We start from the raw sequence: 24,549 nt of genomic DNA, 5'->3' as shown, positions 1-24,549 counted from the left end.
GTGTCAGCCTGTGGTGAAAGTGGGACACCGAGAGCAGTACAGAGCACGGACGAGGCGGCGCGAGCGGGACATGGCGGACAGAACCATCCAAGGTGGCGAGGGTGACGCGGCGGTGACCGGGATCCGAACGTTCCCCTTCCCCGTCGAGATCAGCGTGGCCGGCGTCGGGATGCAGGTCGGGCCCATGACGAACGACCGCACCTGGCACGCGGACGCGCCCCTCGACCGCGTCCACCGCATCGACTTCCACGTCGTCCTGCTCTTCGATCACGGGCCCGTCCGTCACATGGTCGACTTCACGGAGCACGAGGCCCGCGCGGGCGACGTCCTGTGGATCCGCCCCGGCCAGGTGCACCGCTTCTCCCGGCTCTCCGAGTACCGGGGAAACGTCCTCGCCATGCAGCCCGGCTTCCTTCCGCGCGCGACCGTCGAGGCGACCGGGCTCTACCGCTACGACCTGCCCCCGCTGCTGCGCCCCGACCCCGACCGCCTCGCCGCCCTGCGTGCCTCCCTCGCCCACCTGCGCCGCGAGTACGAGGACGCGGTGACGCTGCCGCTCAGCCTCCACACCGCCGTCCTGCGCCACTCCCTCACCGCGTTCCTGCTGCGCCTCGCCCACCTCGCCGCCACGGGTTCCGCCGAGGCGGAGCGGCGCATGGACACGACGTTCACGCTCTTCCGCGACGCGGTGGAACGGGACTTCGCGACCAACCACAGCGTCAGCGCGTACGCGGACGCCCTCGGCTACTCGCGGCGCACCCTGGTCCGCGCCGTCCGCGCCGCGACCGGCGAGACCCCCAAGGGCTTCATCGACAAACGCGTCGTCCTGGAGGCCAAACGCCTCCTCGCCCACACCGACCTCCCCATCGGCCGCGTCGGCGCCGCCGTCGGCTTCCCCGACCCCGGCAACTTCTCCAAGTTCTTCCACCAGCACACGGACACGACTCCGGCGGGGTTCCGGGCGGAGATGCGTTAGCGGGGGGCGGGGGCTCGTCGCGCTGTCCTGCCGACTTGCCGGAACGGCAACATTGATCGCGTCGAGGGGCTGCCCCGCCGCATGATCGAGGGGAACCGTCGGCCGCCCTCGAACAGAGGAGACGTCACCCATGCAGTCCGAGTCGACCGCCGCGCTGCGTCACCGCACCGTCGAGGCGCCTGCCGGGCGTCTGCACCTGGTCGAGCAGGGGAGCGGTCCGCTGGTCCTGCTCGTGCACGGGTTTCCCGAGTCGTGGTACTCGTGGCGCCGTCAGCTTCCGGCCCTTGCCGCAGCTGGGTACCGGGCGGTGGCGATCGACGTGCGCGGCTACGGCCGTTCCTCGAAGCCGGCCGCGATCGACGCGTACCGCATGCTCGACCTGGTGGACGACAACGTCGCCGTCGTGCGCGCGCTCGGGGAGGAGAGCGCGGTGGTCGTCGGCCACGACTGGGGGTCCAACATCGCCGCCGCCTCCGCCCTGCTGCACCCCGGAATCTTCCGCGCGGTCGGCCTGCTGAGCGTGCCGTACGCGCCGCCCGGCGGCCCCCGCCCCAGCGACGTCTTCGGCCGGATCGGCGGCCCCGGGCAGGAGTTCTACGTCTCCTACTTCCAGGAGCCGGGCCGCGCCGAGGTGGAGATCGAGCCCGACGTCCGGGGCTGGCTCGCGGGCTTCTACGCGGCCCTGTCCGCCGACACCAGGCCCGCCGACGGCGAACCCGACCCGCACTTCGTCACCCCGGGCGGCCGGCTGCGCGACCGTTTCCCCGCCGGCCCGCTCCCGGCCTGGCTGAGCGAGGACGACCTCGACGTCCACGCCGGGGAGTTCGAGCGCACCGGCCTGACCGGCGCCCTCAACCGCTACCGGAACATGGACCGCGACTGGGAAGACCTCGCCCCCCACCGAGGAGCCCCGATCACCCGGCCCGCCCTGTTCATCGGCGGCGCGCTGGACGCCTCCACCACCTGGATGGCCGACGCCATCGACGCCCACCCCACCACCCTCCCCGCCCTGTCCGCCTCCCACCTCCTGGCCGGCTGCGGCCACTGGGTCCAGCAGGAACGCCCCGACGAGGTCGACAGCCTGCTGATCGACTGGCTCGCCACGCTCAAGGGCTGAACCAGGAGGTGGGGCGGGGATTTTGGCCGTCAGCGGCCGAATTCGAACCAGTTGACGTTCACGAAGTCGTTGGGCTGGCCGCTGGTGAAGGTGAGGTAGACGTCGTGGGTGCCGGTGACGGCGGTGATGTTGGCGGGGACGGTGCGCCAGGACTGCCAGCCGCCGGTGCCGGCGAGGGAGAAGCTGCCGACCGGGGTGGCGGTGCGGCTGTCGAGGCGGACCTCGACGAGGCCGCTGACCCCGCCGGACGCGCCGCTGGCGACACGGGCACGGAACTGGGTCGCGGGGGTGGAGCCGAAATTGACGTTCTTGTACTGGGCCCAGTCGCCGTTCGCGAGGGAGCCGATGTTCTGGCCGCCGCCGGTGTCCGAGGTGGTCTCCGTCGTGGCGCCGGACTGGGCGTCGTAGGACTCGGCCTGGATCGGGGCGTAGGCGTCACGCGAGCCCGAGGGCGGGGGAGTGGTGGTACCGCCGCCGGAGGACCGCAGGACCTGGACGTAGTCGACGACCATCGGGTGGCCCGGCTCGGTCGCGCCGTCGAGACCGCCGCCGTACGCGTCGGGGAAGGCGCCGCCCATCGCGACGTTGAGGATGATGAAGAAGCCGTGGTTCGTCGCGTTGGCCCAGGTGGTGGCGTCGACCTGGTTCGCGGTGACCGTGTGGTAGTTGACGCCGTCGACGTAGAAGCGGATGGCCTCGGGCGTGACCGAACGGTCCCATTCCATCGTGTAGTTGTGGAACCCGGACTGGCATGTCGCGCCGGGGCAGACCGTGTTGCCGCCGATGCCCGTCGTCTCGTTGCAGGGCCCGCCGGGGTTGGTGCCGCAGTGCATCGTCGCCCAGACCCGGTTGAGGCCCTGGACGTTCTCCATGATGTCCAACTCGCCCACGGCGGGCCAGTTCTGGTAGTTGCCCCGGTAGGGCGCGCCCAGCATCCAGAAGGCGGGCCAGTACCCCTCCGCCGCCGTGCCGGTCACATTGGGCATCTGTAGCCGCGCCTCGACGCGCAGCTTGCCGCCGGCCGGGGGCTGGAAGTCCGTGCGGTTCGTCTCGATGCGGCCCGATGTCCACCGGCCGGCGGCGTCGCGCAGCGGCGTGATGCGGAGGTTGCCGTTGCCGTCCAGGGAGACGTTGGCGGTCGAGTTCGTCATCGTCTCGACCTCGCCCGTGCCCCAGTTCGCGGGGCCGCCGGGGTACGAAGTGCCGGTCGAGTACTGCCAGTTGCTGGTGTTGACGCCGGTGCCGGCGGCGCCGTTGAAGTCGTCCACGAAGACCTGTGTCCAGCCGGCCGGCGGCGTCGGCGCGGAGGCGTCTGCGGGGAGCGTCGCCGCTGTCGCGAGGGCGGCGGCGAGGCCGAGGGTGGACAGGACGGCGAGCAGGGCGCGGCGTCTTCTGGGGATACCGGAGGATGCGGTCATGGGGGGGACCTCTCGGGTACGGGATGTGGGGAGAGCGGGTGCCCGGGGAGCCGTTGAGAGCGCTCTCAAGGTGCCGTCAATGTCCACCCTGCCCCAGGGGCCGTCAAGAGTTGAAGCGGGGAAATGCCGTACCGCGCAGGCGAGTTCACCCGATGAAGCCGGGTATGCGCAGCTCGGGGTCCCGCCCGGGAACACGCGCCGCCGGTCGCGTCGAGCCGGCGGGGTGTCGAGGCCGGACGACGTGCCGTCGAGCGGTGGCGCGGCCCGCAGTCCGCAACGCCTCCCCCGGAGCCCGGCGTGTGGGCCGGCTCCGGCCGCCCGGCGCGGAGTGCTTCGCCACGTGCGCCGTGCTGAGCCGATGAGGCCCCCGGACCGAGCTGAACCAACCTCACGGACCGCCCGGCCCACCGTCCCAAACCTGTGCGCGCCCTCTTCCCGCCTGCCGCCTCGAACCCCCTTCACCGCCCACCCACCCCCACCCCTACGCCTCCCCCCTCCCCGCCGGCCGCCATCCCAGTGCCCGCGATATCCCCCGCGCCGCCACCCGCACCGCAGGTGTCAACACCCCCACCTGGGCCCCCTGTTGGGGCACGACGACCGACACGGCCGCGACGACCTCGCCGCCCGGACCCCGGACGGGGGCCGCGACGGAGAGGGCGTCGTCGGTGATCTGGCGGTCGCTGACGGCGATGCCGGTGTGGCGGATGTCGGCGAGGAGGCGGCGGAGGGAGGAGGGGTCGGTGAGGGTGTGGGGGGTGAAGGAGGTCAAGGGGCCGGTGCAGTAGGTGTCCTGGAAGGCCGGGGCGGCGTGGGCGAGGAGGACCAGGCCGACTCCCGTCGCGTGGAGGGGCCAGCGGGCGCCGACGCGGATGTGGACGCCGACGGAGGAATGCCCGCTCAGCCATTCCGTGTAGACGACGTCGCATCCGTCACGGACGGCCAACTGGACGTTCTCGTGGGTGGCTTCGTAGAGGTCTTCCAGATAGGGGAGGGCGATCTGGCGCAGGGCGAGGCCGCGCGGTGAGAGCGCGGCGATCTCCCACAGGCGCAGACCCACGTGGTACGTCCCGGAGGGATCGCGCTCCAGGGCGCCCCAGAGAGTGAGCGCGCCGACCAGCCGGTGCGCCGTCGTGAGGGTCAGCCCGGCCCGGCGGCTGATGTCCGTGAGCGTGAGCGCCGTGTGTTCGTGGTCGAACGCGGCGAGGACGGACAGCAGCCGCTCGGGCGCGGAACGCGGATTCATGACGTCGGATCCTGTGTCACCCCGAGGCGGTCTCCCGCTCCGGCGCCCGCTCGGCGGCGGGCCGCAGCGTGTCGGACGACGTCTCGCGCATCCGCCACACGGTGACCGCGGTGATCGCGGCCCCGGCGCACAGCAGCAGGGAGACCGGCGTGCTGGAACCGCCGCCCGACGCCAGGAGGCTGCTCGCGATCAGGGGTGAGAAGCCCGCGCCGATCAGCGTGGCCCCCTGGTAGCCGAGGGAGGCCCCGGTGTAGCGGACGTTCGTCGGGAACATCTCGCTGAGCAGCGCGCCCAGTGGCCCGTACATCGTGGACTGCGCGACCCCGTGCCCGAGGACCAGCGCGAGGACCAGCAGACCGGGCGAGCCGGAGTCGACGAGCGCGAGGACGGGGAAGGCGAGCGCGGCCGAGGCGAGCGCACCGGCGAGGACGACGGGACGCCGCCCGACCCGGTCGGACAGCGCGGACGCCGCCGGCAGCACGACCAGCGCCACGCAGGACGCGACCGTCACGGCCGTCAGGACCTGTGGCCGGGTGTACCCCTCGTCGACGGCGTACGAGATCATGAACCCGGTCAGCAGCGACTGCGCGGTGAACGCCCCGATCCCGGCGCACGCCGCGACCAGCACCGGCCGGGGCCGGCTCAGCAGTTCGAGGACGGGCGGCTTCTCGGGCCGTCGGGCCGCGTCGAACAGCGGACTCTCCGCGACGCGCAGCCGCACGAAGAGCCCGACCGCGAGCAGGACGACGCTCAGCAGGAACGGCACCCGCCATCCCCACGCGCGGAAGTCGTCGTCGGGCAGCGTGGAGACGAGCGTGACCACCCCGGCGGAGAGCACGGAGCCGAGCGGGGCCCCGAGCTGGGTGAAGCTCGACCACAGGCCGCGCCGGTCGCCGCGCGCGTGTTCGGCGTGCTCGACGACCATGAGGGTCGCGCCGCCCCACTCGCCGCCGATCGCGATGCCCTGCACGACGCGCAGCGCGACCAGCAGGACCGGCGCCCACACGCCGATCGTGTCGTAGGTGGGCAGCAGCCCGATGAGGAAGCTGCCGGTGCCCATCAGGACCATCGTCAGCAGCATCATCGACTTGCGGCCGATCCGGTCGCCGAAGTGACCGAAGACCAGCCCGCCGAGCGGGCGGGCGACATAGCCGGCGGCGAAGGTGCCGAACGCGGCGATGGTGCCGACCGCGGGGTCGGCGCCGGGGAAGAACAGCTCGCCGAAGACGAGCGCGGCGACGGTGCCGTACACGAGGAAGTCGTAGAACTCGACGGCGGTGCCGAGCAGCCCGGAGAGGGCGACGCGGCGCAACTGAGCGGTGTCGGGGGACGGTTGGCGGGCGGACGTGGGGGACGACTGCACGGGGAGCTCCCTGGGCCGGTGCCTGGAATGGTCCGTGAAGTTATGCACTGGATGAGCTGCCGTCAAGAAGATGCACAACATTCGACCGCCCTGAAGATCCTTCAGGCGACGTCGTCCCCGGCCACCCGCAGCAGCAGCCCGTGCAGCACCTCCCGCTCGGCCTCGGTCAGCGGCCCCGTCAGCTCGTTGGTGACGCGCAGCCCCGCCTCGTCCGTGTCCCGCAGGAACGCGCGCCCCGGCTCGGTGAGCACGACGATGCGGCTGCGCCGGTCGTCGGGGGAGGGGCGGCGCTCGGCGAAGGCGATCCGCTCCAGGTCGTCCACCAGGCCGACGATCGCGGACGGGTCGTAGCCGAGGCGGGTGCTCAACTCCCGTTGCGGGGCGCCCTCGCAGCCCGCGAGGTAGCGCAGCACCGCGTAGTGGCGCAGGCGCAGGCCCGACTCCTGGAGGAACGTGTTGAACAACTGCCCCGAGCGCAGGCCGAGCCGGTACAGGAGGTAGCCCGTGTCGGCGTGCAGCCCACGCATCCAGGGCTCGTTCGCGTCGATCGGGGCGGTGCGTGCGGTGTCGTGCCGGCTGGCGATGGCGGACTCCCTGGTCTCGGCCCCGGTCGACTCTCGGCCCTGGTCGGGTCTCGGTCCTGGTCGGGGGGATGTGTCGTGACAGATTCCAGCATGAACCATTAGTGGGTCGGCAACAACTATTGACGACAACAATCATTGCTCTTACCTTCGATTTCCACACCGCTCCTGTCGAAGGGACTCACCCGTGCCCCGCATCGATCTCACCGGCACAGCCGCCGCCGTCACCGGCGCCGGCCGCGGCCTCGGCCTCGCCTACGCCCGCGCCCTGGCCGCGCACGGCGCGTCCGTGGTGGTCAACGACGTCGACGAGGAGGCCGCCGGACAGGCGGTGAAGGCGATCACGGAGGCGGGCGGCACCGCCGTCGCCGAGGTCGTCCCGGTCGGCACCGCCGAGGCCGCCGACCGGATCGTCGGACGGGCCGTCGAGGCGTTCGGACGGCTCGACACGCTCGTCACCAACGCCGGGATCCTGCGCGACAAGGTGCTGTGGAAGATGACGGACGACGACTTCGACGCCGTGATCTCCACCCACCTGCGCGGCACCTTCACCTGTGCCCGCGCCGCCGCCGTCCACATGCGCGAGCGCGGCGAGGGCGGCACGCTGATCCTCGTCGGCTCGCCCGCGGGCCAGCGCGGCAACTTCGGGCAGACCAACTACGCGGCGGCCAAGGCCGGGATCGCCGCGTTCGCCCGCACCTGGTCGATGGAGCTGGCCCGCGCGGGCATCACGGTCAACGCGATCGTGCCCGTCGCCGCGACCGCGATGACCGAGACGATCCCCGCGTTCGCCCCCTACGTCGAAGCCCTCAAGCAGGGCCGGCCGCTGCCCGGGATCCTCCGCAAGGGCGAGGGCTTCGGCACCCCCGAGGACTGCGCGGCCCTCGTCCCCTTCCTCGCGTCCGCGGCGGCACGCGGCATCACCGGGCAGGCCATCGGCATCGGCGGCGACAAGGTCGCCCTCTGGTCCCACCCGCAGGAGATCCGCGCGGCGTACGCGGACGGCGGCTGGACCCCCGAGACGCTGGCCGAGGCGTGGGGGACGTCGGTCGGCGCCCAGCCGGAGACGGTGGGCATCCCGGCACCCAAGCTGGAGGAGGCGTGACCGCGCGCCCCGCGATGGACTTCGACGCCCTCACCGCCATCGACGTCCACACCCACGCCGAGGTCTCCTCCAAGGGCCACTCCTCCCTGGACGACGACCTGCACGACGCCTCCTCCGCCTACTTCAAGGTCGAGGGCAAGCGCAAGCCGACCATCGAGGAGACGGCGGCCTACTACCGCGAGCGGAACATGGCCGCCGTCATCTTCACCGTGGACGCCGAGTCCGCGACCGGCACCGCGCCCGTCCCCAACGAGGAGGTCGCCGAGGCCGCCGCCGCCAACGCCGACGTCCTGATCCCCTTCGCCTCCATCGACCCGTTCCGGGGGAAGGCCGGGGTGCGCCAGGCGCGGCGGCTCATCGAGGAGTACGGCGTGCGGGGCTTCAAGTTCCACCCCAGCATCCAGGGCTTCTTCCCCAACGACCGTGCCGTCGCCTACGAGTTGTACGAGGTGATCGAGGACGCCGGCTGCATCGCCCTCTTCCACACCGGCCAGACCGGCATTGGCGCGGGCGTCCCCGGCGGGGGCGGGATACGTCTGAAGTACTCCAACCCCCTGCACGTGGACGACGTCTCGGCGGACTTCCCGGACCTGAAGATCATCCTCGCGCACCCCTCGTTCCCCTGGCAGGACGAGGCGCTGGCCGTCGCCACCCACAAACCCGGCGTCCACATCGACCTGTCGGGCTGGTCGCCGAAGTACTTCCCGCCCCAGCTCGTGCAGTACGCCAACACCCTGCTGAAGGACAAGGTCCTCTTCGGCTCCGACTTCCCCGTCCTCACCCCCGATCGCTGGCTCGCCGACTTCGCGAAGCTCCCGGTCAAGGACGAGGTCCGGCCGAAGATCCTCAAAGAGAACGCCGCCCGCCTGCTGACGACCTAGAGGGGCCGCAGATGCGCAACGAGGGACTGGGCTCCTGGCCCGCCCGCCGGGCCCGGAAGACCCCGCACCGCACCGCCCTGATCCACGGCGACACCGCGTACTCGTACGCCGCGCTGCACGAGCGCACCACCCGCCTCGCGCACGCCCTGCGCGCCCGGGGCGTCAGACGCGGCGACCGCGTCGCCTACCTCGGCCCGAACCACCCCTCCTACCTGGAGGCCCTGTTCGCGGCCGGCACGCTCGGCGCGGTCTTCGTCCCGCTCAACACCCGCCTCGCCGGGCCCGAGATCGCCTACCAGCTCGCCGACTCCGGCGCGAAGGCGCTGATCTACGCCCGCGTCCACGCCGGACTCGTCGCCGGGCTGCCCGCCGACACCGACGTCCGCACCTACCTCGAAGTCGGCGCGGAGTACGAACAGGCCCTTCAGCAGGCGCCGTCCGAACCGGTCGACGAACCCGTCACGCCCGACGACACCTGCGTCATCATGTATACGTCCGGCACGACCGGGCGGCCCAAGGGGGCCATGCTCACCCACGGCAACCTCACCTGGAACGCCGTCAACGTCCTCGTCGACACCGACCTCATCGCCGACGAACGCGCCCTGGTCTCCGCCCCGTTGTTCCACACGGCGGGCCTGAACATGCTGACGCTGCCGGTGCTCCTCAAGGGCGGGACCTGTGTCCTCGTCGAGGCGTTCGACCCCGACGCGACGTTCGGGCTCGTCGCCCGGCACCGGATCACGTTCATGTTCGGCGTGCCCACCATGTTCGACCTGATGGCCCGTCACCCCGGCTGGGCCGAGGCCGACCTGACGTCGCTGCGGCTGCTCACCTGCGGCGGCTCCCCGGTGCCGACCCCGCTGATCGCGGCCTACCAGGAACGCGGGCTGACCTTCCTCCAGGGGTACGGCATGACCGAGGCGTCGCCCGGGACGCTCTTCCTGGACGCCGAACACGCGGTCAGCAAGGCCGGTTCGGCCGGGGTGCCGCACTTCTTCAGCGACGTCCGCGTGGTCCGGCCCGACCTGGTGCCGGTCGAGGCGGGGGAGACGGGCGAGGTCGTGGTGCGCGGGCCGCACGTCATGCCCGGCTACTGGGGGCTGCCCGAGGAGACCGCGGCCTCCTTCACCGACGGCTGGTTCCGCAGCGGCGACGCCGCGACGGTCGACGCCGACGGGTACGTCCGCATCGTCGACCGCATCAAGGACATGATCATCTCCGGCGGGGAGAACATCTACCCCGCCGAGATAGAGGACCTGATCCTCGCGCACCCCGGCGTCGCCGAGTGTGCGGTCATCGGGGTCGCCGACGCGAAGTGGGGCGAGGTGCCCCGCGCGGTCGTCGTCCCCCGCGAGGGCGCCCGCCCCGACCCCGAGGCCATCCTCGCGGGGCTCGCCGGGCGGCTCGCCAAGTACAAGATCCCCAAGTCGGTGGTGCTCGCGGACCAGCTCCCGCGCACCGCCTCCGGAAAACTCCTCAAGTCCCGGGTGCGCAAGCGCTACGGCAACAGCGAAGGAACGGCATGACCATCACCGTCAACGGCCTCGACGCACTCAGGAAGCTCGCGGGCAGCGACCTCGGGGTGAGCGACTGGATCGAGGTGACGCAGCGCCACATCGACACGTTCGCCGACGCGACCGGCGACCACCAGTGGATCCACGTCGACGTGGAACGGGCCGCCGAGGGGCCGTTCGGCGCCACCATCGCGCACGGCTACCTCACCCTCTCCCTCTTCATCCCCCTCTTCTCCGACCTCCTGGAGGTCGGAGGAGTCACCACCAAGGTCAACTACGGCCTGAACAAGGTGCGTTTCCCCTCGCCGGTCCGCGCGGGCTCCCGCATCCGGCTCGCCGCCCGGCTCGCCTCCGTCGAGGACGTGAAGGGCGGGGTCCAGATCACGGTGGACGGGACGATCGAGATCGAGTCAGGGGCGAAGCCGGCGGTGGTGCTCCAGGCGGTGCTCCGCTTCATGTGAGACCGGCACAGGCGGGGTGACGCCCCGTCAACTCCGGCTCTCCACCAGGTCGATGACCCGCTCCGCCGCCTCGTCCGCCAGCGGCGTCAGACGTTCGTGGACGCGCCGGAACGTCTTCTCCGCGCCGTCCGCCGGCCAGTCGGACGGCAGATGGCGGACGGGCAGGCGCGGATCGCGGCGGATGATGCGCAGCCAGTCCGTCTGGAGGAGGAGGCGGTGGGCCAGGGCGTCGTCGCAGGAGGGGAGTTCGGACTCCCAGCGCTGCCAGCGCTCACGGAACGCCGTGTAGCGGGCGGCGAGTTCCGTCAGCTCCCACGTCTCCTCGATCATCGCGGTGATGTCGGTGCCGTCGTCCGCGTGCGCCCGGAACACCTTCACGTGGGAGGCCAGGCCGAGTTCGGTCACCAGCTCGGCGACGTCGACCTGGCCCGGCGCGATCCACAGGCCGCTGAAGAGCGGGCCGAAGCCGTGCCAGGCCAGCTTGGAGCGCAGGTCGTGCCGCTGGCGCTGCCAGGACTCCGGGAGCGAGAAGCCGAGCAGGGTCCAGGTGCCGTCCCACTGCCGGTTCACCGCGCCCGTGTGCCACACCCGCCGCTCCCCGTCCCGCAGGACGGCCTCGGAGTGCTCGGTGAGCCCGAAGTACATGCGCCGGCCCTCGCGCTGGCGGCGCAGCAGCCCCCGGTTGACCATGCGGGTCAGCGTGGAGCGCGTCGCCTGTTCCCCGACCCCGGCCCGCGCGAACACGTCGATGACGCTGCCGGAGTACACACAGACGGAACGCCCCAGTACCTGATCGCCCAGGAACGTGAGCATCAGGGACTGGGGCCGTACCGATTCTTCCGTGGTCACCTCGCCCACGGTACGCCCTGACCGGCGCATATGTGACGGCAGGTGAGGATCAGCCCACGACGTCCACGAAGATGGGGTTCGCGTAGAACCAGGTGTCCGCCCACGGGTCCCCGTCGCCCGGCGCGTGGGCGATCGGCCCGTGCGGGTCGACCGACGCGCCCAGGTACCCCGTCCCGTTCCGTTTGCCGTCGCTGCCGCGCAGCCGCAGGTAGAAGGAGTCGTCCTCGACCTGGACCGGGATCCGCAGCGTGTACGTCCCCTTGAGGCCCGAGACGTCCTTGGTGCGCACGACCTTCGTGTCCGGCGCCTTCCAGCTGTCGGCGTCGGTGACCGGCCCGGTGACCGTGCCGCGGATGACGTCGACGTGGGCCAGCTTCGGGAGGATGCCATGGGGGTTCACGCGGGACGCCGTGGTGACCGTGACCTCCAGGGTCAGCTTCTCGCCCCTGCGCACGCGCAGCCGCCCGCCGAGGGTGACCCCGCGCCCGTGGCTGTGCTGCCGCTTGAGGCGGACCTCAAGACCGTCGAGGAGGTGGCCGTGGTCCGCCCACACGCGGCCCGCGCGCAGGCCCGCCATGACCGCCCGGTACCCGTAGCGGGTCACACCGACGTGCGTACGGCTGAACTGCCCCGGCCAGAAGTCGCTGCCCGGCTGCGGGGACGTCGTGTCGACGGGGTCGGGCAGCTTGCCGGTGTTGTCGAAGTTCCGCCCGGCCGGCCAGTCGCCGTTCTTCCACGTGTCGAACACGACGCGGTGCGCGTCGGAGTTGCTGGTGATCGAGAACAGGCCGCCTTCTGCCAGCATCGAGTCCCAGAGCCCGCCGACCGTCGCGGTCGCCCAGTCGAAACCGCCGTACGTCAGGTACGCCTCCTTCGGGTACCCCGCGAAGGAGTTCGCCGACGGCGCGTTCTCGTACTCGCCCCTGATCGAGTTCGCCCCGCGCCAGCCGGGGATCGCCGCGCCCTGAGCACCCGGCGCCCCCTCCATGCCGATCATGATCTCCGGGGCGGCGTCGCGCCAGGCCCGCAGCTCGTGCGGGGAGTCGATGCCGAGGCGCATCGGGTGGTTGGCGAGGACGAGGACGTCGTCCACGTAGCCGCGACGGCGCTGCTCCGCCAGCCACTTGATCGCCTTGACGGCGTGGGCCTCGTTGCGGGCCGTGTTCGGGTTGTCCGGGGCGCCGTCGGTGTAGTTCAGGAGCTTGCCGTCGAAGGCGCTCTCGAACCGGGTCAGGACCTCGACCTCGTTGGGGCCCGGCGGGGTGAACACCGTGCAGTGCTCGGCGGCCGGGATGTACCACTCCAGGCCCTGGAAGATGAGCTGGCGCGGGTTCTCCTTGCGGGCCTTCAAGATCTCCGCGTGCTCCAGCGGGGCCCCGTACTGGGCGTGCCCGAAGTTGGAGTGCTCGGTGAACACCATCCAGTCGAGCCCGAACTCGGCCGCCTTGGCGGCGAGTTGGGAGAAGGTGTACTTCGCGTCGTGGCTGTAGACGGAGTGGATGTGGTGGTCGCCGACGAGGTAGGCCAGGCGCGGGTCCTCGCCGCCGAAGCCGTGCCCCCGGCCCGCGGCGGACGCGGGCGAGGACAGGGCCGCGGGGAGCGCGAACGCCGCCCCGAACAGGCCCGCGCTGCGCAGTAGTCCGCGTCTGGAGACGCCCTGCGGATCGAGGTCGGCGGGCGCGACGGCGGGGTCGGCCCAGGAGGGGAGCTGCTGCTCGGTCATGACGGGTCTCTCTGAACGGGTCGGGGAGGGCTCAGTGGTTCATGAACGCCGTGACGGGCAGCGCCCGTTCGGTGATCCGGACGTCGCCGAGGCGGGCGTGCAGGATCTGGTCGATCTTCCCGGCGTACTCGTAGCCGCCGAGCAGCCACGGCAGCCCGACCGACGTGATGCCGGTCGAGACCGCCTTGGGGTTGCGCACGACCGGGCAGCCGTCGACGTACAGCGTGGTGTGCTTGCCGTTGTTGACGACGGCGACGTGCCACCAGGTCTCCAGCGGCGTCTGCTGGCCCCAGTTGGTGGCGATGCCCTGCTGGTTCAGCGGGCGCATCGCCCACTGCGGCTCGCGGTCGTTGGACAGCGACAGCGTGGCCAGCGGCTCGTCCGGGTCGTCACCGGTCTTGTGAGCGGCCCCGCCCGTGCCGGTCCGGCTGACGATGCCCGACCACGCGTGGTGCGCCGGGTCCCAGTCGGCCGGCAGCCGGTAGAACGCCTCGATGGTGTAACCGTTCCTGAACACGGCCTTGTTGAGCGGCGCCGAGTCGACGGTCTTCAGGTAGGCGCCCTTCAGCGGCGACTTGAAGCCCTGGAACTCCAGGCTGCCGTGGCCGGGCTGGTCGGGGTGGTGGTCGGCCGACCAGCCGAGCGAGCCGCCGCCCACGCTCACCAGCGTCAGGTCGTTGCCCCTGCCCGACAGGTCACGGACCGTGCCGCCGGACACCGGCTTGTCGAACCGCCAGTACGCGACCGTCCCCGGCACGAGCATCTTCGACACCGGCCGCGCCGCCCTGACCGGCACGGGGTCGAACCCCTCGAAGCGGGCCGCGAAGTCGATGTCGACGCTGAACCGGTCGGCGTCGCCGCTGAGTTCGATCTCCTGCCGCTCGAACTCGTTGAGCCCCTTCTTCGCCCGCCCGAGGATCCACGGCGACACCGTCTCGACGTCGATGACGTTCCGGTCGAGGTCGAAGCGGTACAGCCGGATCATCGCCGCGCCGCCGAAGTACCGGTTCTGATAGTTCGTCAGGTGCAGGTGGACGTCATTTCCCGCGCTGTTCTTGCGCGTCGCCCGCCCCGCCGGCCAGTAGTGGCCGTTCAGCGTGAGGAAGATCTGGTCGTGGTCCTTGACCAGCCGGTCCCACAGCTGCTGCCCGTAGTCCGACAACTGGTCGTCCTCGACGACGAGTTCGTGGGTCGTGAGGATCACCGGCGTCTTCGGGTGCTTCGCGAGGACGGACTTCGCCCACGCGTACCCCTGGTCGGACAGCCGCCAGTCCAGCGCGAGGACCATCCACTGCCGGCCGCCCGCCTCGAACAGGTGGTAGGTGTTGTAGCCGTCCGAAGAGGCCCCGCCGAACGTCCGCCTGCCCGCGAACCGCTTCGGCCCGAACGTGTCCAGGTAGGGCGTCGCGCCGCGCTGGTCGGTCGTCGAGGACTTCACGTCGTGGTTGCCGGCCAGCACGCTGTAGCCGACGCCCCTGCGGTCGAGCAGCTTGAACGCGTCGCCGATCGCCGCGAACTCGGGGACGGCGCCGTTCTGGGTGAGGTCGCCGAGGTGCGACAGGAAGACGATGTTCTCGTCCTTCCCGTGCTCCAGCAGGTACTTGAGGGACGCCTCGACCGGCTTCGCGTCGATGCTGGGGCCGTCGAAGAGGTACTGCGTGTCGGGCATCACGGCGAGCGTGAACCGACGGCTCTTCGCGTCGGGCCGCCAAGAAGCGCGAGAGGCGGCCTCGGCGGAACCGGCCGGCAGGGTCACCCCCGCCGTCGCGGCGGCGCCGAGCAGCGCGGTCGCCCGCAGGAAGCCGCGCCGTCCGGCACCGGCCTGAGGCGCCTCGCAGGGCTCCTCGCCGGCAGAGTCATGGGCATGCGAAGTACACACGGGTGCTCCGGTCGTGCAGAAGAAGAAAGGGAGGAAGGGGGCGGGGTCACAGCACGCGCAGGGTCCAGCTCCAGTGATGGCAGCCCGTCGCGACCAGGTAGGAAGGGAAGGTGTCGGGCCCGCACGACGCCGTGCCGAGCCCCCGGTGCACCGCGTCGACGTGCACCACGCACCCCGCGCGCGCCACGAGTTCGTCGTGGTGCGCGGCGGCCGTCAGATCGTCGGCGCGGTGGCGCGTGACGGACACCTGACGCGGCTCGTCGAGGGTGACGGCGAGGCCCGTGGCGTCCGGCGCGGACAGGGTGAAGCGCCGCACACCGTGCAGGCCGCCGCTCTCCTGCGGGCGCAGGTACGGCGTGAACAGTCCGGCGACGGGCCGCGCGTGATGGCCCACCGGGGCGCCGTGCGCCCGGTCCGGGTACGACTCCCAGGGGCCCTGCCCGAACCACTCCAGCAGGTCCAGGCCCGCCACCGTCTCGAAGACCGACCCGACCCGTGCCACGTCGTGGAACGCCTCGGGCACCTGCGCCGACTCGTCGACGTGGATGCCGCCCTCGACCGGCGTCAGGAGCTGCCGGTGCCGCACGACCCCCGAGGCGCCCGCGTACTCGGCGTCCACGATGACCGTCTCACCGTCCCGCTGCACCGACACCAGCCTGCGCACGAGCCGGTCGAGCCCCCACGCCCGCCAGCGCGCCGCGATCCCGCCCAGCTCGTCGTTGTCGGTGGGCGCCCGCCACAGCGACAGCACCGGGGGCGAGGTGAGCAGCGGGTGGACGAGCAGCCCGTCGCCGTCGACCGTCACCGCACCGCTCACCACCGGTTCCCCGGCCGCCTTCGCCGCCCGCAGCCGCACCTGCGGCACGCAGATCTCCGTCCCCGCCGGCGCCCACGGCAACTCCTCGGCCGTCGTCACCCGCAGGGTCAGCCACGCCTCGCCGCCGTCCTCGGGCAGCTCGAACGGCAGCGGGACGGCGACGGAGGCGCCCGGCGCCAGCTCGGGCAGCTCGGCGGACGCCGTCAGCGTGCCGCCGTCGGCGAGCGCGAGCCGCCACTCGCCGGTGAGCCAGTCCAGACCCCGGAAGTGCTGGTGGTTGGAGACGACGACGGTGCCTCGACCGTCGTACGCCAGCCGCACCGGGGCCGCGATCTCGCGGTGCTCGTACATGACCGGCTTCGGGGTCCGGTCCGGGAACACCACGCCGTCCGCGATGAACGCCCCGTCGTGCTCGGGTTCGCCGAAGTCACCGCCGTACGCCCAGCGGTGGCCGGGTCCGGCGACGCCGCTCTCGTAGAGCCCGGCGCCCCCACGCCCGGCCGGTCGTCCGTCGTTCACACGCTGGAGGATTCCGTGGTCCCAGAACTCCCAGATGAACCCGCCCTGAAGTCCAGGGGTCGACTCGACGGCCGCCCAGTGCTCGGCCAGCGTGCCGTTGCTGTTGCCCATCGCGTGCGAGTACTCGCACCAGATCAGCGGCTTCGTCTGCTTCCCCGAGCGGGCGTGCGCGACGACGTCCTCCAGCGGCGCGTACATCGGGCAGGCGATGTCCGAGGCACTGGAGGCGGCCGCCCAGTCGAGCTTGGCCGCCCCCTCGTACTGAACCGGTCGAGTCGGGTCGTGCCGGCGTACCCAGCCCGCCGCCGCGTCGTGGTTCGCCCCGTAGTCCGACTCGTTGCCCAGCGACCACACGATCACCGACGGATGGTTCTTGTCGCGCAGGACCATCCGCGAGACCCGGTCCACGAAGGCGTTCAGGTAGCGCGGGTCGTCGGCGATCTCGTGCGCGTGGTCGTGCGACTCGACGTTCGCCTCGTCGACGACGTACAGCCCCAGCTCGTCCGCCAGGTCGTAGAACGCGGGGTCGTTCGGGTAGTGGGAGGTGCGCACCGCGTTGAAGTTGAACCGCTTCAGCAGGGCGAGGTCGGCGCGCATGTCCTCGCGGGTCACCGTCCGCCCGGTCAGCGGGTGGAAGTCGTGCCGGTTCACCCCGCGCAGGAACACCCGCTCCCCGTTGACCAGCAGATCCCGGCCCACGATCTCGACGTCCCGGAAGCCCACCCGGTGCCGGGACACGTCGGCCACCGAACCGTCGGCCCGGTGCAGCCGCACCGCCAGGTCGTACAGCACCGGCGTCTCCGCGCTCCACGGCCGCACGTCCGTGACCTGGTGGTTCAGCCGGACCTCGCCGAGGAACGCGGAGACCCGGCCGTCCTCCTCGTTGAACCGGTCGAGTTCGGCGTCCTGGGTGAGCAGCGCGCCGTTCAGCTCGCCGGTGACGTACCAGCCCCCGGGCAGCGCCCCGCGCGTGTCGCGCACCGCGCAGTCGACGCGCAGCGCCCCGCCGGCCGAGGCGCGCACGGCGACGTCGGCGAGGTGCAGCGGGTCGGTCGCGTACAGCAGGACGGAGCGCGTGATGCCCGCGTGCCACCACTGGTCCTGGTCCTCGATGTGCGAGGCGTCCGACCACTTGACGACCGTGAGCCGCACCAGCACACGCTCGCCGGGCCGCGCGAACCGCGTGATGTCGAAGTCGGCCGCGAGGTGCGAGTCCTTCGAGACGCCGACCGGGCGGCCGTCCACGTGGACGAGGAGCACGCTCTCGGCGGCGCCGACCTGGAGGACGATCCGCTTGCCGGTCCAGTCGGCCGGGACGTCCACGACCCGCTCGTACACGCCCGTCGGGTTCGCGGCGGGCACGGCCGGCGGGACGTCGTCGAAGGGCATCCGGACGTTGAGATAGGCCGGCAGGTCGCCGGTGTTCTGCATCGTCCAGGCGCCCGGCAGGGTCTGCGAGGACCAGGCGTCGCCGGGCGCCGCGTCCGGCGTCGGCAGGAGCTGGAAGCGCCACTCCCCGTCCAGCGGGACGGCGTGCGCGCGGCGGTCGACGGCGGACATGGGCATCCGCCCCCAGGAGGTCACCTCGGGTGACTCCCAGGGGCGGAGCTGGAGCAGCGGGTCCATTACTTGATGGCCCCCTTCGCGAGGTCGCCGATGATCTGCCGGGCGCCGATCGCGAACACGATCAGCAGCGGGACCAGCGCCAGCAGCGCGCCGGTCATGACCATCCCGTAGTCGGTCGTGCCGTGGGTGCCGTTGAGCTGGGAGAGGGCGACCTGGAGGGTCACGTTGTCCGGGTTGGTCAGCGCGATCAGCGGCCACGCGTAGTCGTTCCACTGGCCCATGAACGTGAAGATCCCGAGGAACGCGAGCCCCGGACGCACCACCGGCAGGGCGACGTGCCAGTACTGGCGCATGAAGTTCGCGCCGTCGATGCGCGAGGCGTCGAGCAGTTCGTCGTGGATCGCTCCTTGCATGTACTGGCGCATCCAGAAGATCCCGAACGCGTTCGCGGCGGCCGGCACGATCAGCGACGTCATCGAGCCGATCCAGCCCAGCTTCGCCATGATCACGAACTGCGGGATCGCCGCGAGCTGCGCCGGCACCATGAAGATGACCATCAGCAGCGCGAACAGCAGCCGGCGGCCCGGGAAGTGGAACTTCGCGAACACGAACGCGGCCAGTGAGTCGAAGAACAGCACCAGCACGGTCACGCTGGTCGCGACCAGCAGTGAATTCCACATCGACCCGAAGAAGTCGATCGAGTCGAGGAGGTTGCGGACGTTCTCCCCGAAGTGCGAGCCCGGCAGCAGCTTCGGCGGGTAGGAGAAGATCTCCGACGAGGTGTGGGTCGACATGATGACGGCCCAGTAGAACGGGAACGCCGACAGCAGCAGCCCGACGACCAGTACGGCGTGCAGCGCGATCCCGCGCCTGCGGGAGCCCTTGATGGAAGACATGGCGCGCGGCTCCTAGTCTTCGCCCCGGCGCTGCACCAGGCGCCAGTTGACGATGGAGAAGAGGATGACGACGAGGAAGATCCCCCACGCCACGGCGGCGCCGTAGCCGAAGTCGTTGTTGTCGAAGGTCTGCTGGAAGAAGTAGAGGACCATCGTCTGGCCCGAGTGCCCGGGGCCGCCCGCGTACGTCGAGTCGTTGGCCGTCGACTGGAGCAGCACCTGCGGTTCCGAGAACGACTGGAGCCCGGTGACCGTCGAGACGACCAGCACGAACAGCAGCACCGGCCGCATCATCGGCAGCGTGATCCGGAAGAACGTCTGGAACGGGTTCGCCCCGTCGACCTTCGCCGCCTCGTACAGCTCACTGGGGATCGTCTGGAGCCCGGCGAGGAAGATGATCGCGTTGTAGCCCGTCCACTGCCAGGTCATCAGCGTCGCGATCGCGACCTTGATGCCCCACGGCGTGTTCAGCCACGCCACCTGGTCCAGCCCCACCGCCTGGAGCAGGGCGTTCATCAGGCCGAAGTTGGTGGAGAACACCGACCCGAAGATGATCGCGACCGCGACCACCGAGGTGACGTTCGGCAGGAAGTAGGCGAACCGGTACACGTTCTTGAACCGCACGGCCGAGTTCAGCATCACGGCCGTCACCATCGCCAGGAAGACCATCGGGAACGTCGCGAGCGCCCAGATGATCACCGTGTTGCCGATGGAGTGCCAGAAGTCCGTGTCGGTCAGCAGGTACCGGTACTGCGCGAGCCCGGCCCACTCCATCGACCCGAGCCCGTCCCACCGGTGGAACGAGACATACAGCGAGAACCCGACGGGGATCAGCCCGAACCCGAGGAACAGCAGGTAGAACGGGGAGATCGCGGCATACAGGTGCCAGTACTTGCGCCAGCCCGTCCTCGGCCGGTTACGGGGATCGTCCGCGACTCTCGCCGGGGGCTTGTCCAGGGCGGTGGCCATCAGTAGCTCACCCCCAGGTGCTTCGCGATGCGACGGCACTTGCTCATGGCGTCCTTCCATGCCTGCTCGGGGTTCTTGCCGAGGACGCCGACGTTCTTGATCTCGTCCTTCAGGGGCTGGCCCAGCGCGATGTCGAACGGGCTGTTGTAGGCGACCGGGATCTTCCGCGCGGCCGGCCCGAAGACGTCCATGGTCACCTGCCCGCCGAAGAACGGGTCGGGCTCGGTCAGCTTCTTCATCGCGTACGAGGCCGGCGTCGAGGGGAACAGCCCCGCGTCCACGAACCCCTGCGCCTGGTTGTCGGCGTTCAGCAGCCAGGTGATGATCTCGAACGCCTTCTCCGGCTCCCGGCACTCCTTGGTGATCGCCAGGAACGAGCCGCCGATGTTGGAGGGCCCGCCCGGACAGTCGGCCACCCGCCACTTCCCGGCGGTCTTCGGCACGCCCTGCTTCAGGTCGCTCGTCGCCCAGGAGGCGTTCAGGTTCGACGGGAGCTTGCCGTCCTCCTGCGCCGACAGGGCGTCCGGGGTGCCGCTGACGATGCTGGAGACGATCCCGCGCTTCTTCGCCTCGACGGCCCGCGCCCACGCCGTGCGGACGTGGTCCCCGTCGCCGATGAAGTGGCGGTCCTTGTCGACGTACTGCTTGGTGCCCTGGTTCATCGACATCGTGAAGACGCTGGTGATGTCGGTCAGCAGATAGGTGCCCGGCAGCCGCTTCTTCAGCTGCTCACCGGCCGCGAAGAACTGCTCCCACGTCGCGATCTCCCGTGACACGTCCGCAGGCTCCGAGGGCAGGCCCGCCTTCGCGAACACGGCCGGCTGGTAGTAGTGCGCGACCGGACCGCAGTCGATGGGGAAACCGACCATCGTCCCGTCGTCGGCGACGCCCTGGTCCCACTTCCACGACAGGTACTGGCTCCTCAGCTGGTCGGCGCCGAGCGTGCGCAGGTCCACGAACTGGTCCGCGTTCGGCAGGTAGGACGCCATGTCCTCGCCCTTGAGGCCCGCGATGTCGGGGATGTGGGCGCGGCCGGCCATCGTGGTGATCAGCTTCGAGCGGTAGTAGCCGCCGATCTGGATCGCCTTCAGGTCGACCGAGGACCCGAAGCGCTTCTTGGCGTTCTTCACGACGGTGTCGCTCAGACCGCCGTTCCAGTACCACAGGACCATGTTGTCGCCGGTCGAGCCCGCCGGTACCGCGCAGCCGGACGCCAGGCCGCCGAGCGCACCGGCGGCACCGGTCGCCAGGCCCGCGCGCAGCAGACCTCTTCGTGAGAGCAGCAACGCTCCCACCGCCTTTCGGATCTGTTCAGGGGTGTCTCAAGTGGGGTGTTCGCAAGGGGAGTCGGTGTTCTCTCAGGGGCGGTGCGCCGGAGGTGTCACCGGCGCGTACCGCACCGGCCGTCCCGGGTCGGCGGGCAGACGGTCCGTCAGGAACCCGTACGCGCGCCGCAGTTCGGGGTCGGTCACCGACCGCCACCACCGGTCCACGCCGTACCAGCCCGGCGCCGCGAGCCCGCCGCCGTGGTGGCGGACGGACAGCCCGGCCGCGAGGACGGCGAACCTGAGCCGTTCCTCCAGCGGCCACCCGCCGAGCGAGGCCGCGACGAAGCTCGCGCCGAACACGTCGCCCGCGCCCGTCGCGTCGAGGACGTCCACCGGGAGGGCCGGGACCTCGGCGTACTCGCCGGTCTCCTGGTCCACCGCCACCGCCCCGGCGCCGCCGCGCGTGACGACCGCCACCGGCACCAGCTCGGTCAGCGTGCCGAGCGCCGCCACCGCGTCGTCGGTGCGGGTGTACGCCATCGCCTCGGCCTCGTTCGGCAGGAACGCGTGGCACAGCGCGAGCTGGTCGAGCAGGTCGCTCGACCACCGCTGGGTGGGGTCCCAGCCGACGTCCGCGTACACCCGCGTGCCGCTCGCGGCGGCCTTCGCGATCCACTCGCGGGGCTCCGCCTCCAGATGGACCAGCGCGGTGCGCGCGGCGGGCGGGGCTGCCATCAGCTCGTCCTGCGTGTACGGGGGTTCCTGGCCGTGGGTGACCAGGGCCCGGTCGTCACCGTGCGCGAGGGCCACCGTCACCGGGGTCGGCCAGTTCTCGGCGACGCGGGAGAGCGTGAGGTCGACGCCCTCCTGGCCGGCGATGACCTCCCGGCAGTACGCGCCGTAGTAGTCGTCGCCGAAGACCGTCGCGAGCGAGGTGCGCAGGCCGAAGCGGGCAGCCGCGACCGCGAGGTTCGCGATGCCGCCGGGGCCGCAGCCCATGCCGGCCGTCCAGACCTCCTCGCCGGGCGTGGGGGGCTTGCCCAGGCCGGTGAGGACGAGGTCGTAGAAGAGCAGCCCGGTCAGCAGCACGTCGGGACGGTCGTCGGCCGCGGGAGTCTCGGGGGTGTCGTCCACGGGGGTGGCGCCTCTCGTCGGAACGTTCGTCAGAACTGTTCACATTCGGTGCACGGAATCGTGCGCTCTCTTACAGACGTGGTCAATAGTCGAGCAGAAATGAGCATGGATTTGATTGAAGATGACGAGTACTGTTCGTGTCGTGCTGGCAGAACGACGACACCAACTGATCCTGAGGGCCCTGCGCTCCGGCGGCCCGGCGGCCGTCACCGACCTCTCCGAGCAGCTCGGTGTGAGCCCCGCCACCATCCGGCGCGACCTGGTCAAGCTGGAGGAGGACGGCCTGCTGACCCGCGTCCACGGCGGCGCGGTCGCCGAGGAGGGCGACCAGCCCTTTGCCGAGGTCGCCGAGGTCCGCGTCGCCGAGAAGGACGCGATAGCCGCGCGCGCGGCGGCGATGATCGGCAACGGCCAGTCCGTGCTGCTCGACATCGGCACCACCGCCTACCGCCTCGCCCGGCAGCTGCACGGCCGCCGCCTCACCGTCATCACCAGCAACCTCGTCGTCTACGAGGAACTGGCCGACGACGAGGGCATCGAGCTGGTCCTGCTCGGCGGCGTGGTCCGCCGCGACTACCGCTCCCTGGTCGGCTTCCTCACCGAGGACAACCTGCGCCAGCTCCACGCCGACTGGCTCTTCCTCGGCACGAGCGGAGTGCGCCCCGGCGGGCAGGTGATGGACACGACCGTCGTCGAGGTGCCGGTCAAACGCGCGATGATCAAGGCGAGCGACAAGGTCGTCCTGCTCGCCGACCGGGCCAAGTTCCCCGGCACGGGCATGGCGAAGGTCTGTGGTCCCGAGGACCTGGACGTGGTGGTGACCAACGCCCCGGTCGACCCCGTCACCCGCTCCTCCCTCACGGAGGCGGGCGCCGAGGTCGTCGTGGCAGGAAAGGTAGAAGCGTGAAGCTGACGATTCTGGGCGGCGGCGGGTTCCGGGTGCCGCTCGTGTACGGGGCGCTCCTCGGCGACCGCGGCGAGGGCCGGGTGACCGAGGTCGTCCTGCACGACCTGGACGAGGGGCGGCTGAAAGCGGTCACCCGTGTTCTCACCGAGCAGGCGTCCACCGTGCCGGACGCGCCGTCAGTGACCGCCACCACGAACCTCGACGACGCCCTGACCGGCGCCGACTTCGTCTTCTCCGCGATCCGCGTCGGCGGCCTCGAAGGGCGGGCCAACGACGAGAAGGTCGCCCTCGACCAGGGCGTCCTGGGGCAGGAGACGGTCGGCGCGGGCGGCATCGCCTACGGGCTGCGCACGGTCCCCGTCGCCGTCGACATCGCGCGGCGCGTGGCCCGGCTCGCGCCGGACGCCTGGGTCATCAACTTCACCAACCCGGCGGGGCTGGTCACCGAGGCCATGTCCCGCCACCTCGGCGACCGCGTCATCGGCATCTGTGACTCCCCGGTCGGCCTCGGCCGCCGCATCGCCCGCGTCCTGGGCGCCAACCCGAACGACGCCTACATCGACTACGTCGGCCTCAACCACCTCGGCTGGGTACGGGGTTTGAAGATCGCCGGCCGCGACGAGCTGCCCCGCCTGCTCGCCGACCCCGACCTGCTCGGCTCCTTCGAGGAGGGCAAGCTCTTCGGCACCGACTGGCTGAAGTCGCTGGGCGCGATCCCCAACGAGTACCTGCACTACTACTACTTCAACCGCGAGGCCGTCCGCTCCTACCAGGAGGCCGAGAAGACCCGCGGCGCCTTCCTGCGCGACCAGCAGGCCCGGTTCTACGACGAGGTCGCCGCCCCCGGCGCCCACGCCCTGGACGCCTGGAACCGCACCCGCGCCGAGCGCGAGGCCACCTACATGGCCGAGAACCGCGAGACGGCCGGCGCCGGCGAGCGCGACGAGGACGACCTCTCCGGCGGCTACGAGAAGGTCGCCCTCGCTCTGATGCGGGCCATCGCCCGCGACGAGCGCACGACCCTCATCCTCAACGTCCGCAACCGCCACACCCTCTCCGTGCTCGACACGGACGCGGTGATCGAGGTGCCCTGCCTGGTCGACGCCAACGGCGCCCACCCCGTCGCGGTCGCCCCGCTGCCCGGCCACGCCGTCGGCCTGGTCAGCGCCGTCAAGGCGGTCGAGCGCGAGGTGCTGGCCGCCGCCGAGTCCGGTTCGCGCACGACGGCGGTGAAGGCGTTCGCGCTGCATCCGCTGGTGGACTCGGTCAACGTCGCGCGGCGGCTGGTGGAGGGCTACACCGCCGTCCATCCCGGTCTCGGCTACCTCAAGTAAGCTCCCGGCGGGAAGCGTCCAGAAAGCGC

Annotated in this window: 20 protein-coding genes; 8 read left to right on the top strand and 12 right to left on the bottom strand. The window is 71.3% G+C overall.

Going from position 1 to position 24,549, the window contains the following annotated elements; translation table 11 throughout:
- Nucleotides 1-70: 70 nt before the first annotated feature.
- Nucleotides 71-976 carry a helix-turn-helix domain-containing protein gene (locus IAG44_RS06695; RefSeq protein WP_187746199.1) on the top strand — a complete coding sequence of 302 codons (906 nt, stop codon included), beginning with the start codon at nucleotides 71-73 and terminating at the stop codon, nucleotides 974-976.
- A gap of 130 nt (nucleotides 977-1,106) precedes the next feature.
- A complete protein-coding gene (locus IAG44_RS06690; protein WP_187746198.1) occupies nucleotides 1,107-2,093 on the top strand; it encodes an alpha/beta fold hydrolase in 987 nt (328 codons plus the stop codon).
- 29 nt (nucleotides 2,094-2,122) lie between these two features.
- On the opposite strand, the gene IAG44_RS06685 is transcribed toward IAG44_RS06690, so the two are convergent.
- From IAG44_RS06685 to IAG44_RS06670, 4 genes are all read right to left on the bottom strand, one after another.
- On the bottom strand, nucleotides 2,123-3,511 hold the full coding sequence (locus IAG44_RS06685; protein ID WP_187746197.1) for a glycoside hydrolase family 16 protein: 1,389 nt from the start codon (nucleotides 3,509-3,511) through the stop codon (nucleotides 2,123-2,125).
- Nucleotides 3,512-3,992: 481 nt separating this feature from the next.
- Entirely contained in the window at nucleotides 3,993-4,754 is a 762-nt protein-coding gene (locus IAG44_RS06680; RefSeq protein ID WP_187746196.1) for an IclR family transcriptional regulator, read from the bottom strand.
- A gap of 16 nt (nucleotides 4,755-4,770) precedes the next feature.
- Nucleotides 4,771-6,117: an MFS transporter gene (locus tag IAG44_RS06675; RefSeq protein WP_187746195.1), complete on the bottom strand. Its 1,347-nt coding sequence runs from the start codon at nucleotides 6,115-6,117 to the stop codon at nucleotides 4,771-4,773.
- Nucleotides 6,118-6,218: 101 nt separating this feature from the next.
- Nucleotides 6,219-6,644: a MarR family winged helix-turn-helix transcriptional regulator gene (locus IAG44_RS06670; RefSeq protein WP_187746194.1), complete on the bottom strand. Its 426-nt coding sequence runs from the start codon at nucleotides 6,642-6,644 to the stop codon at nucleotides 6,219-6,221.
- A gap of 241 nt (nucleotides 6,645-6,885) precedes the next feature.
- Here IAG44_RS06670 and IAG44_RS06665 point away from each other — a divergent pair, with 241 nt between their 5' ends.
- The 4 genes from IAG44_RS06665 to IAG44_RS06650 are packed head-to-tail and all read left to right on the top strand — an operon-like array spanning nucleotide 6,886 to nucleotide 10,659.
- Nucleotides 6,886-7,803, top strand: coding sequence for an SDR family NAD(P)-dependent oxidoreductase (locus tag IAG44_RS06665; RefSeq protein WP_187746193.1), 918 nt, complete (start codon nucleotides 6,886-6,888; stop codon nucleotides 7,801-7,803).
- 14 nt (nucleotides 7,804-7,817) lie between these two features.
- On the top strand, nucleotides 7,818-8,684 hold the full coding sequence (locus IAG44_RS06660; RefSeq protein WP_187752543.1) for an amidohydrolase family protein: 867 nt from the start codon (nucleotides 7,818-7,820) through the stop codon (nucleotides 8,682-8,684).
- An 11-nt stretch (nucleotides 8,685-8,695) separates the two neighbouring features.
- Complete coding sequence (locus tag IAG44_RS06655; protein WP_187746192.1) at nucleotides 8,696-10,210, top strand: acyl-CoA synthetase; 1,515 nt, start codon at nucleotides 8,696-8,698, stop codon at nucleotides 10,208-10,210.
- Complete coding sequence (locus tag IAG44_RS06650; protein WP_187746191.1) at nucleotides 10,207-10,659, top strand: MaoC family dehydratase; 453 nt, start codon at nucleotides 10,207-10,209, stop codon at nucleotides 10,657-10,659. Before IAG44_RS06655 ends, IAG44_RS06650 begins: the two co-directional genes overlap by 4 nt.
- A 27-nt stretch (nucleotides 10,660-10,686) precedes the next feature.
- Here IAG44_RS06650 and IAG44_RS06645 read toward each other — a convergent pair whose 3' ends face one another.
- The 8 genes from IAG44_RS06645 to IAG44_RS06610 form a co-directional block, all read right to left on the bottom strand.
- On the bottom strand, nucleotides 10,687-11,508 hold the full coding sequence (locus IAG44_RS06645; protein ID WP_246561551.1) for a PaaX family transcriptional regulator: 822 nt from the start codon (nucleotides 11,506-11,508) through the stop codon (nucleotides 10,687-10,689).
- Nucleotides 11,509-11,557: 49 nt separating this feature from the next.
- Nucleotides 11,558-13,231: a PHP domain-containing protein gene (locus tag IAG44_RS06640; protein WP_187746190.1), complete on the bottom strand. Its 1,674-nt coding sequence runs from the start codon at nucleotides 13,229-13,231 to the stop codon at nucleotides 11,558-11,560.
- Between the two features lie 31 nt (nucleotides 13,232-13,262).
- On the bottom strand, nucleotides 13,263-15,110 hold the full coding sequence (locus tag IAG44_RS06635; protein WP_187746189.1) for a LamG-like jellyroll fold domain-containing protein: 1,848 nt from the start codon (nucleotides 15,108-15,110) through the stop codon (nucleotides 13,263-13,265).
- A gap of 46 nt (nucleotides 15,111-15,156) precedes the next feature.
- Complete coding sequence (locus IAG44_RS06630; protein ID WP_187746188.1) at nucleotides 15,157-18,072, bottom strand: glycoside hydrolase family 2 TIM barrel-domain containing protein; 2,916 nt, start codon at nucleotides 18,070-18,072, stop codon at nucleotides 15,157-15,159.
- Nucleotides 18,072-18,908 (bottom strand): carbohydrate ABC transporter permease, encoded by an 837-nt coding sequence (locus IAG44_RS06625; protein ID WP_187746187.1) that lies wholly within the window; start codon nucleotides 18,906-18,908, stop codon nucleotides 18,072-18,074. The genes IAG44_RS06630 and IAG44_RS06625 overlap by 1 nt, the downstream gene beginning before the upstream one ends.
- Before the next feature lie 12 nt (nucleotides 18,909-18,920).
- On the bottom strand, nucleotides 18,921-19,877 hold the full coding sequence (locus IAG44_RS06620; protein ID WP_187746186.1) for a carbohydrate ABC transporter permease: 957 nt from the start codon (nucleotides 19,875-19,877) through the stop codon (nucleotides 18,921-18,923).
- Nucleotides 19,877-21,163 carry an ABC transporter substrate-binding protein gene (locus tag IAG44_RS06615; protein WP_187746185.1) on the bottom strand — a complete coding sequence of 429 codons (1,287 nt, stop codon included), beginning with the start codon at nucleotides 21,161-21,163 and terminating at the stop codon, nucleotides 19,877-19,879. Before IAG44_RS06615 ends, IAG44_RS06620 begins: the two co-directional genes overlap by 1 nt.
- A 72-nt stretch (nucleotides 21,164-21,235) precedes the next feature.
- Nucleotides 21,236-22,279: a carbohydrate kinase family protein gene (locus tag IAG44_RS06610; RefSeq protein WP_187746184.1), complete on the bottom strand. Its 1,044-nt coding sequence runs from the start codon at nucleotides 22,277-22,279 to the stop codon at nucleotides 21,236-21,238.
- A gap of 142 nt (nucleotides 22,280-22,421) precedes the next feature.
- On the opposite strand from IAG44_RS06610, the gene IAG44_RS06605 reads away from it, so the two are divergent.
- Together IAG44_RS06605 and IAG44_RS06600 are read left to right on the top strand one after the other, a co-directional pair.
- Nucleotides 22,422-23,186 (top strand): DeoR/GlpR family DNA-binding transcription regulator, encoded by a 765-nt coding sequence (locus IAG44_RS06605; RefSeq protein ID WP_187746183.1) that lies wholly within the window; start codon nucleotides 22,422-22,424, stop codon nucleotides 23,184-23,186.
- Nucleotides 23,183-24,520 carry a 6-phospho-beta-glucosidase gene (locus IAG44_RS06600; RefSeq protein ID WP_187746182.1) on the top strand — a complete coding sequence of 446 codons (1,338 nt, stop codon included), beginning with the start codon at nucleotides 23,183-23,185 and terminating at the stop codon, nucleotides 24,518-24,520. Before IAG44_RS06605 ends, IAG44_RS06600 begins: the two co-directional genes overlap by 4 nt.
- Nucleotides 24,521-24,549: the final 29 nt, after the last annotated feature.

This window comes from Streptomyces roseirectus, from assembly GCF_014489635.1.
Classification (GTDB): Bacteria; Actinomycetota; Actinomycetes; order Streptomycetales; family Streptomycetaceae; genus Streptomyces; species Streptomyces roseirectus.
This window is presented reverse-complemented; position numbering and strand designations above follow the sequence as displayed.

What these genes read in the sequence shown, in the direction of transcription:
- IAG44_RS06695 (WP_187746199.1), top strand. Translation starts at nt 71, where the DNA reads ATGGCGGACAGAACCATCCAAGGTGGCGAGGGTGACGCGGCGGTGACC.
- IAG44_RS06690 (WP_187746198.1), top strand. Translation starts at nt 1,107, where the DNA reads ATGCAGTCCGAGTCGACCGCCGCGCTGCGTCACCGCACCGTCGAGGCG.
- IAG44_RS06685 (WP_187746197.1), bottom strand. Translation starts at nt 3,511, where the DNA reads ATGACCGCATCCTCCGGTATCCCCAGAAGACGCCGCGCCCTGCTCGCC.
- IAG44_RS06680 (WP_187746196.1), bottom strand. Translation starts at nt 4,754, where the DNA reads ATGAATCCGCGTTCCGCGCCCGAGCGGCTGCTGTCCGTCCTCGCCGCG.
- IAG44_RS06670 (WP_187746194.1), bottom strand. Translation starts at nt 6,644, where the DNA reads ATGCGTGGGCTGCACGCCGACACGGGCTACCTCCTGTACCGGCTCGGC.
- IAG44_RS06660 (WP_187752543.1), top strand. Translation starts at nt 7,818, where the DNA reads ATGGACTTCGACGCCCTCACCGCCATCGACGTCCACACCCACGCCGAG.
- IAG44_RS06655 (WP_187746192.1), top strand. Translation starts at nt 8,696, where the DNA reads ATGCGCAACGAGGGACTGGGCTCCTGGCCCGCCCGCCGGGCCCGGAAG.
- IAG44_RS06650 (WP_187746191.1), top strand. Translation starts at nt 10,207, where the DNA reads ATGACCATCACCGTCAACGGCCTCGACGCACTCAGGAAGCTCGCGGGC.
- IAG44_RS06640 (WP_187746190.1), bottom strand. Translation starts at nt 13,231, where the DNA reads ATGACCGAGCAGCAGCTCCCCTCCTGGGCCGACCCCGCCGTCGCGCCC.
- IAG44_RS06630 (WP_187746188.1), bottom strand. Translation starts at nt 18,072, where the DNA reads ATGGACCCGCTGCTCCAGCTCCGCCCCTGGGAGTCACCCGAGGTGACC.
- IAG44_RS06625 (WP_187746187.1), bottom strand. Translation starts at nt 18,908, where the DNA reads ATGTCTTCCATCAAGGGCTCCCGCAGGCGCGGGATCGCGCTGCACGCC.
- IAG44_RS06620 (WP_187746186.1), bottom strand. Translation starts at nt 19,877, where the DNA reads ATGGCCACCGCCCTGGACAAGCCCCCGGCGAGAGTCGCGGACGATCCC.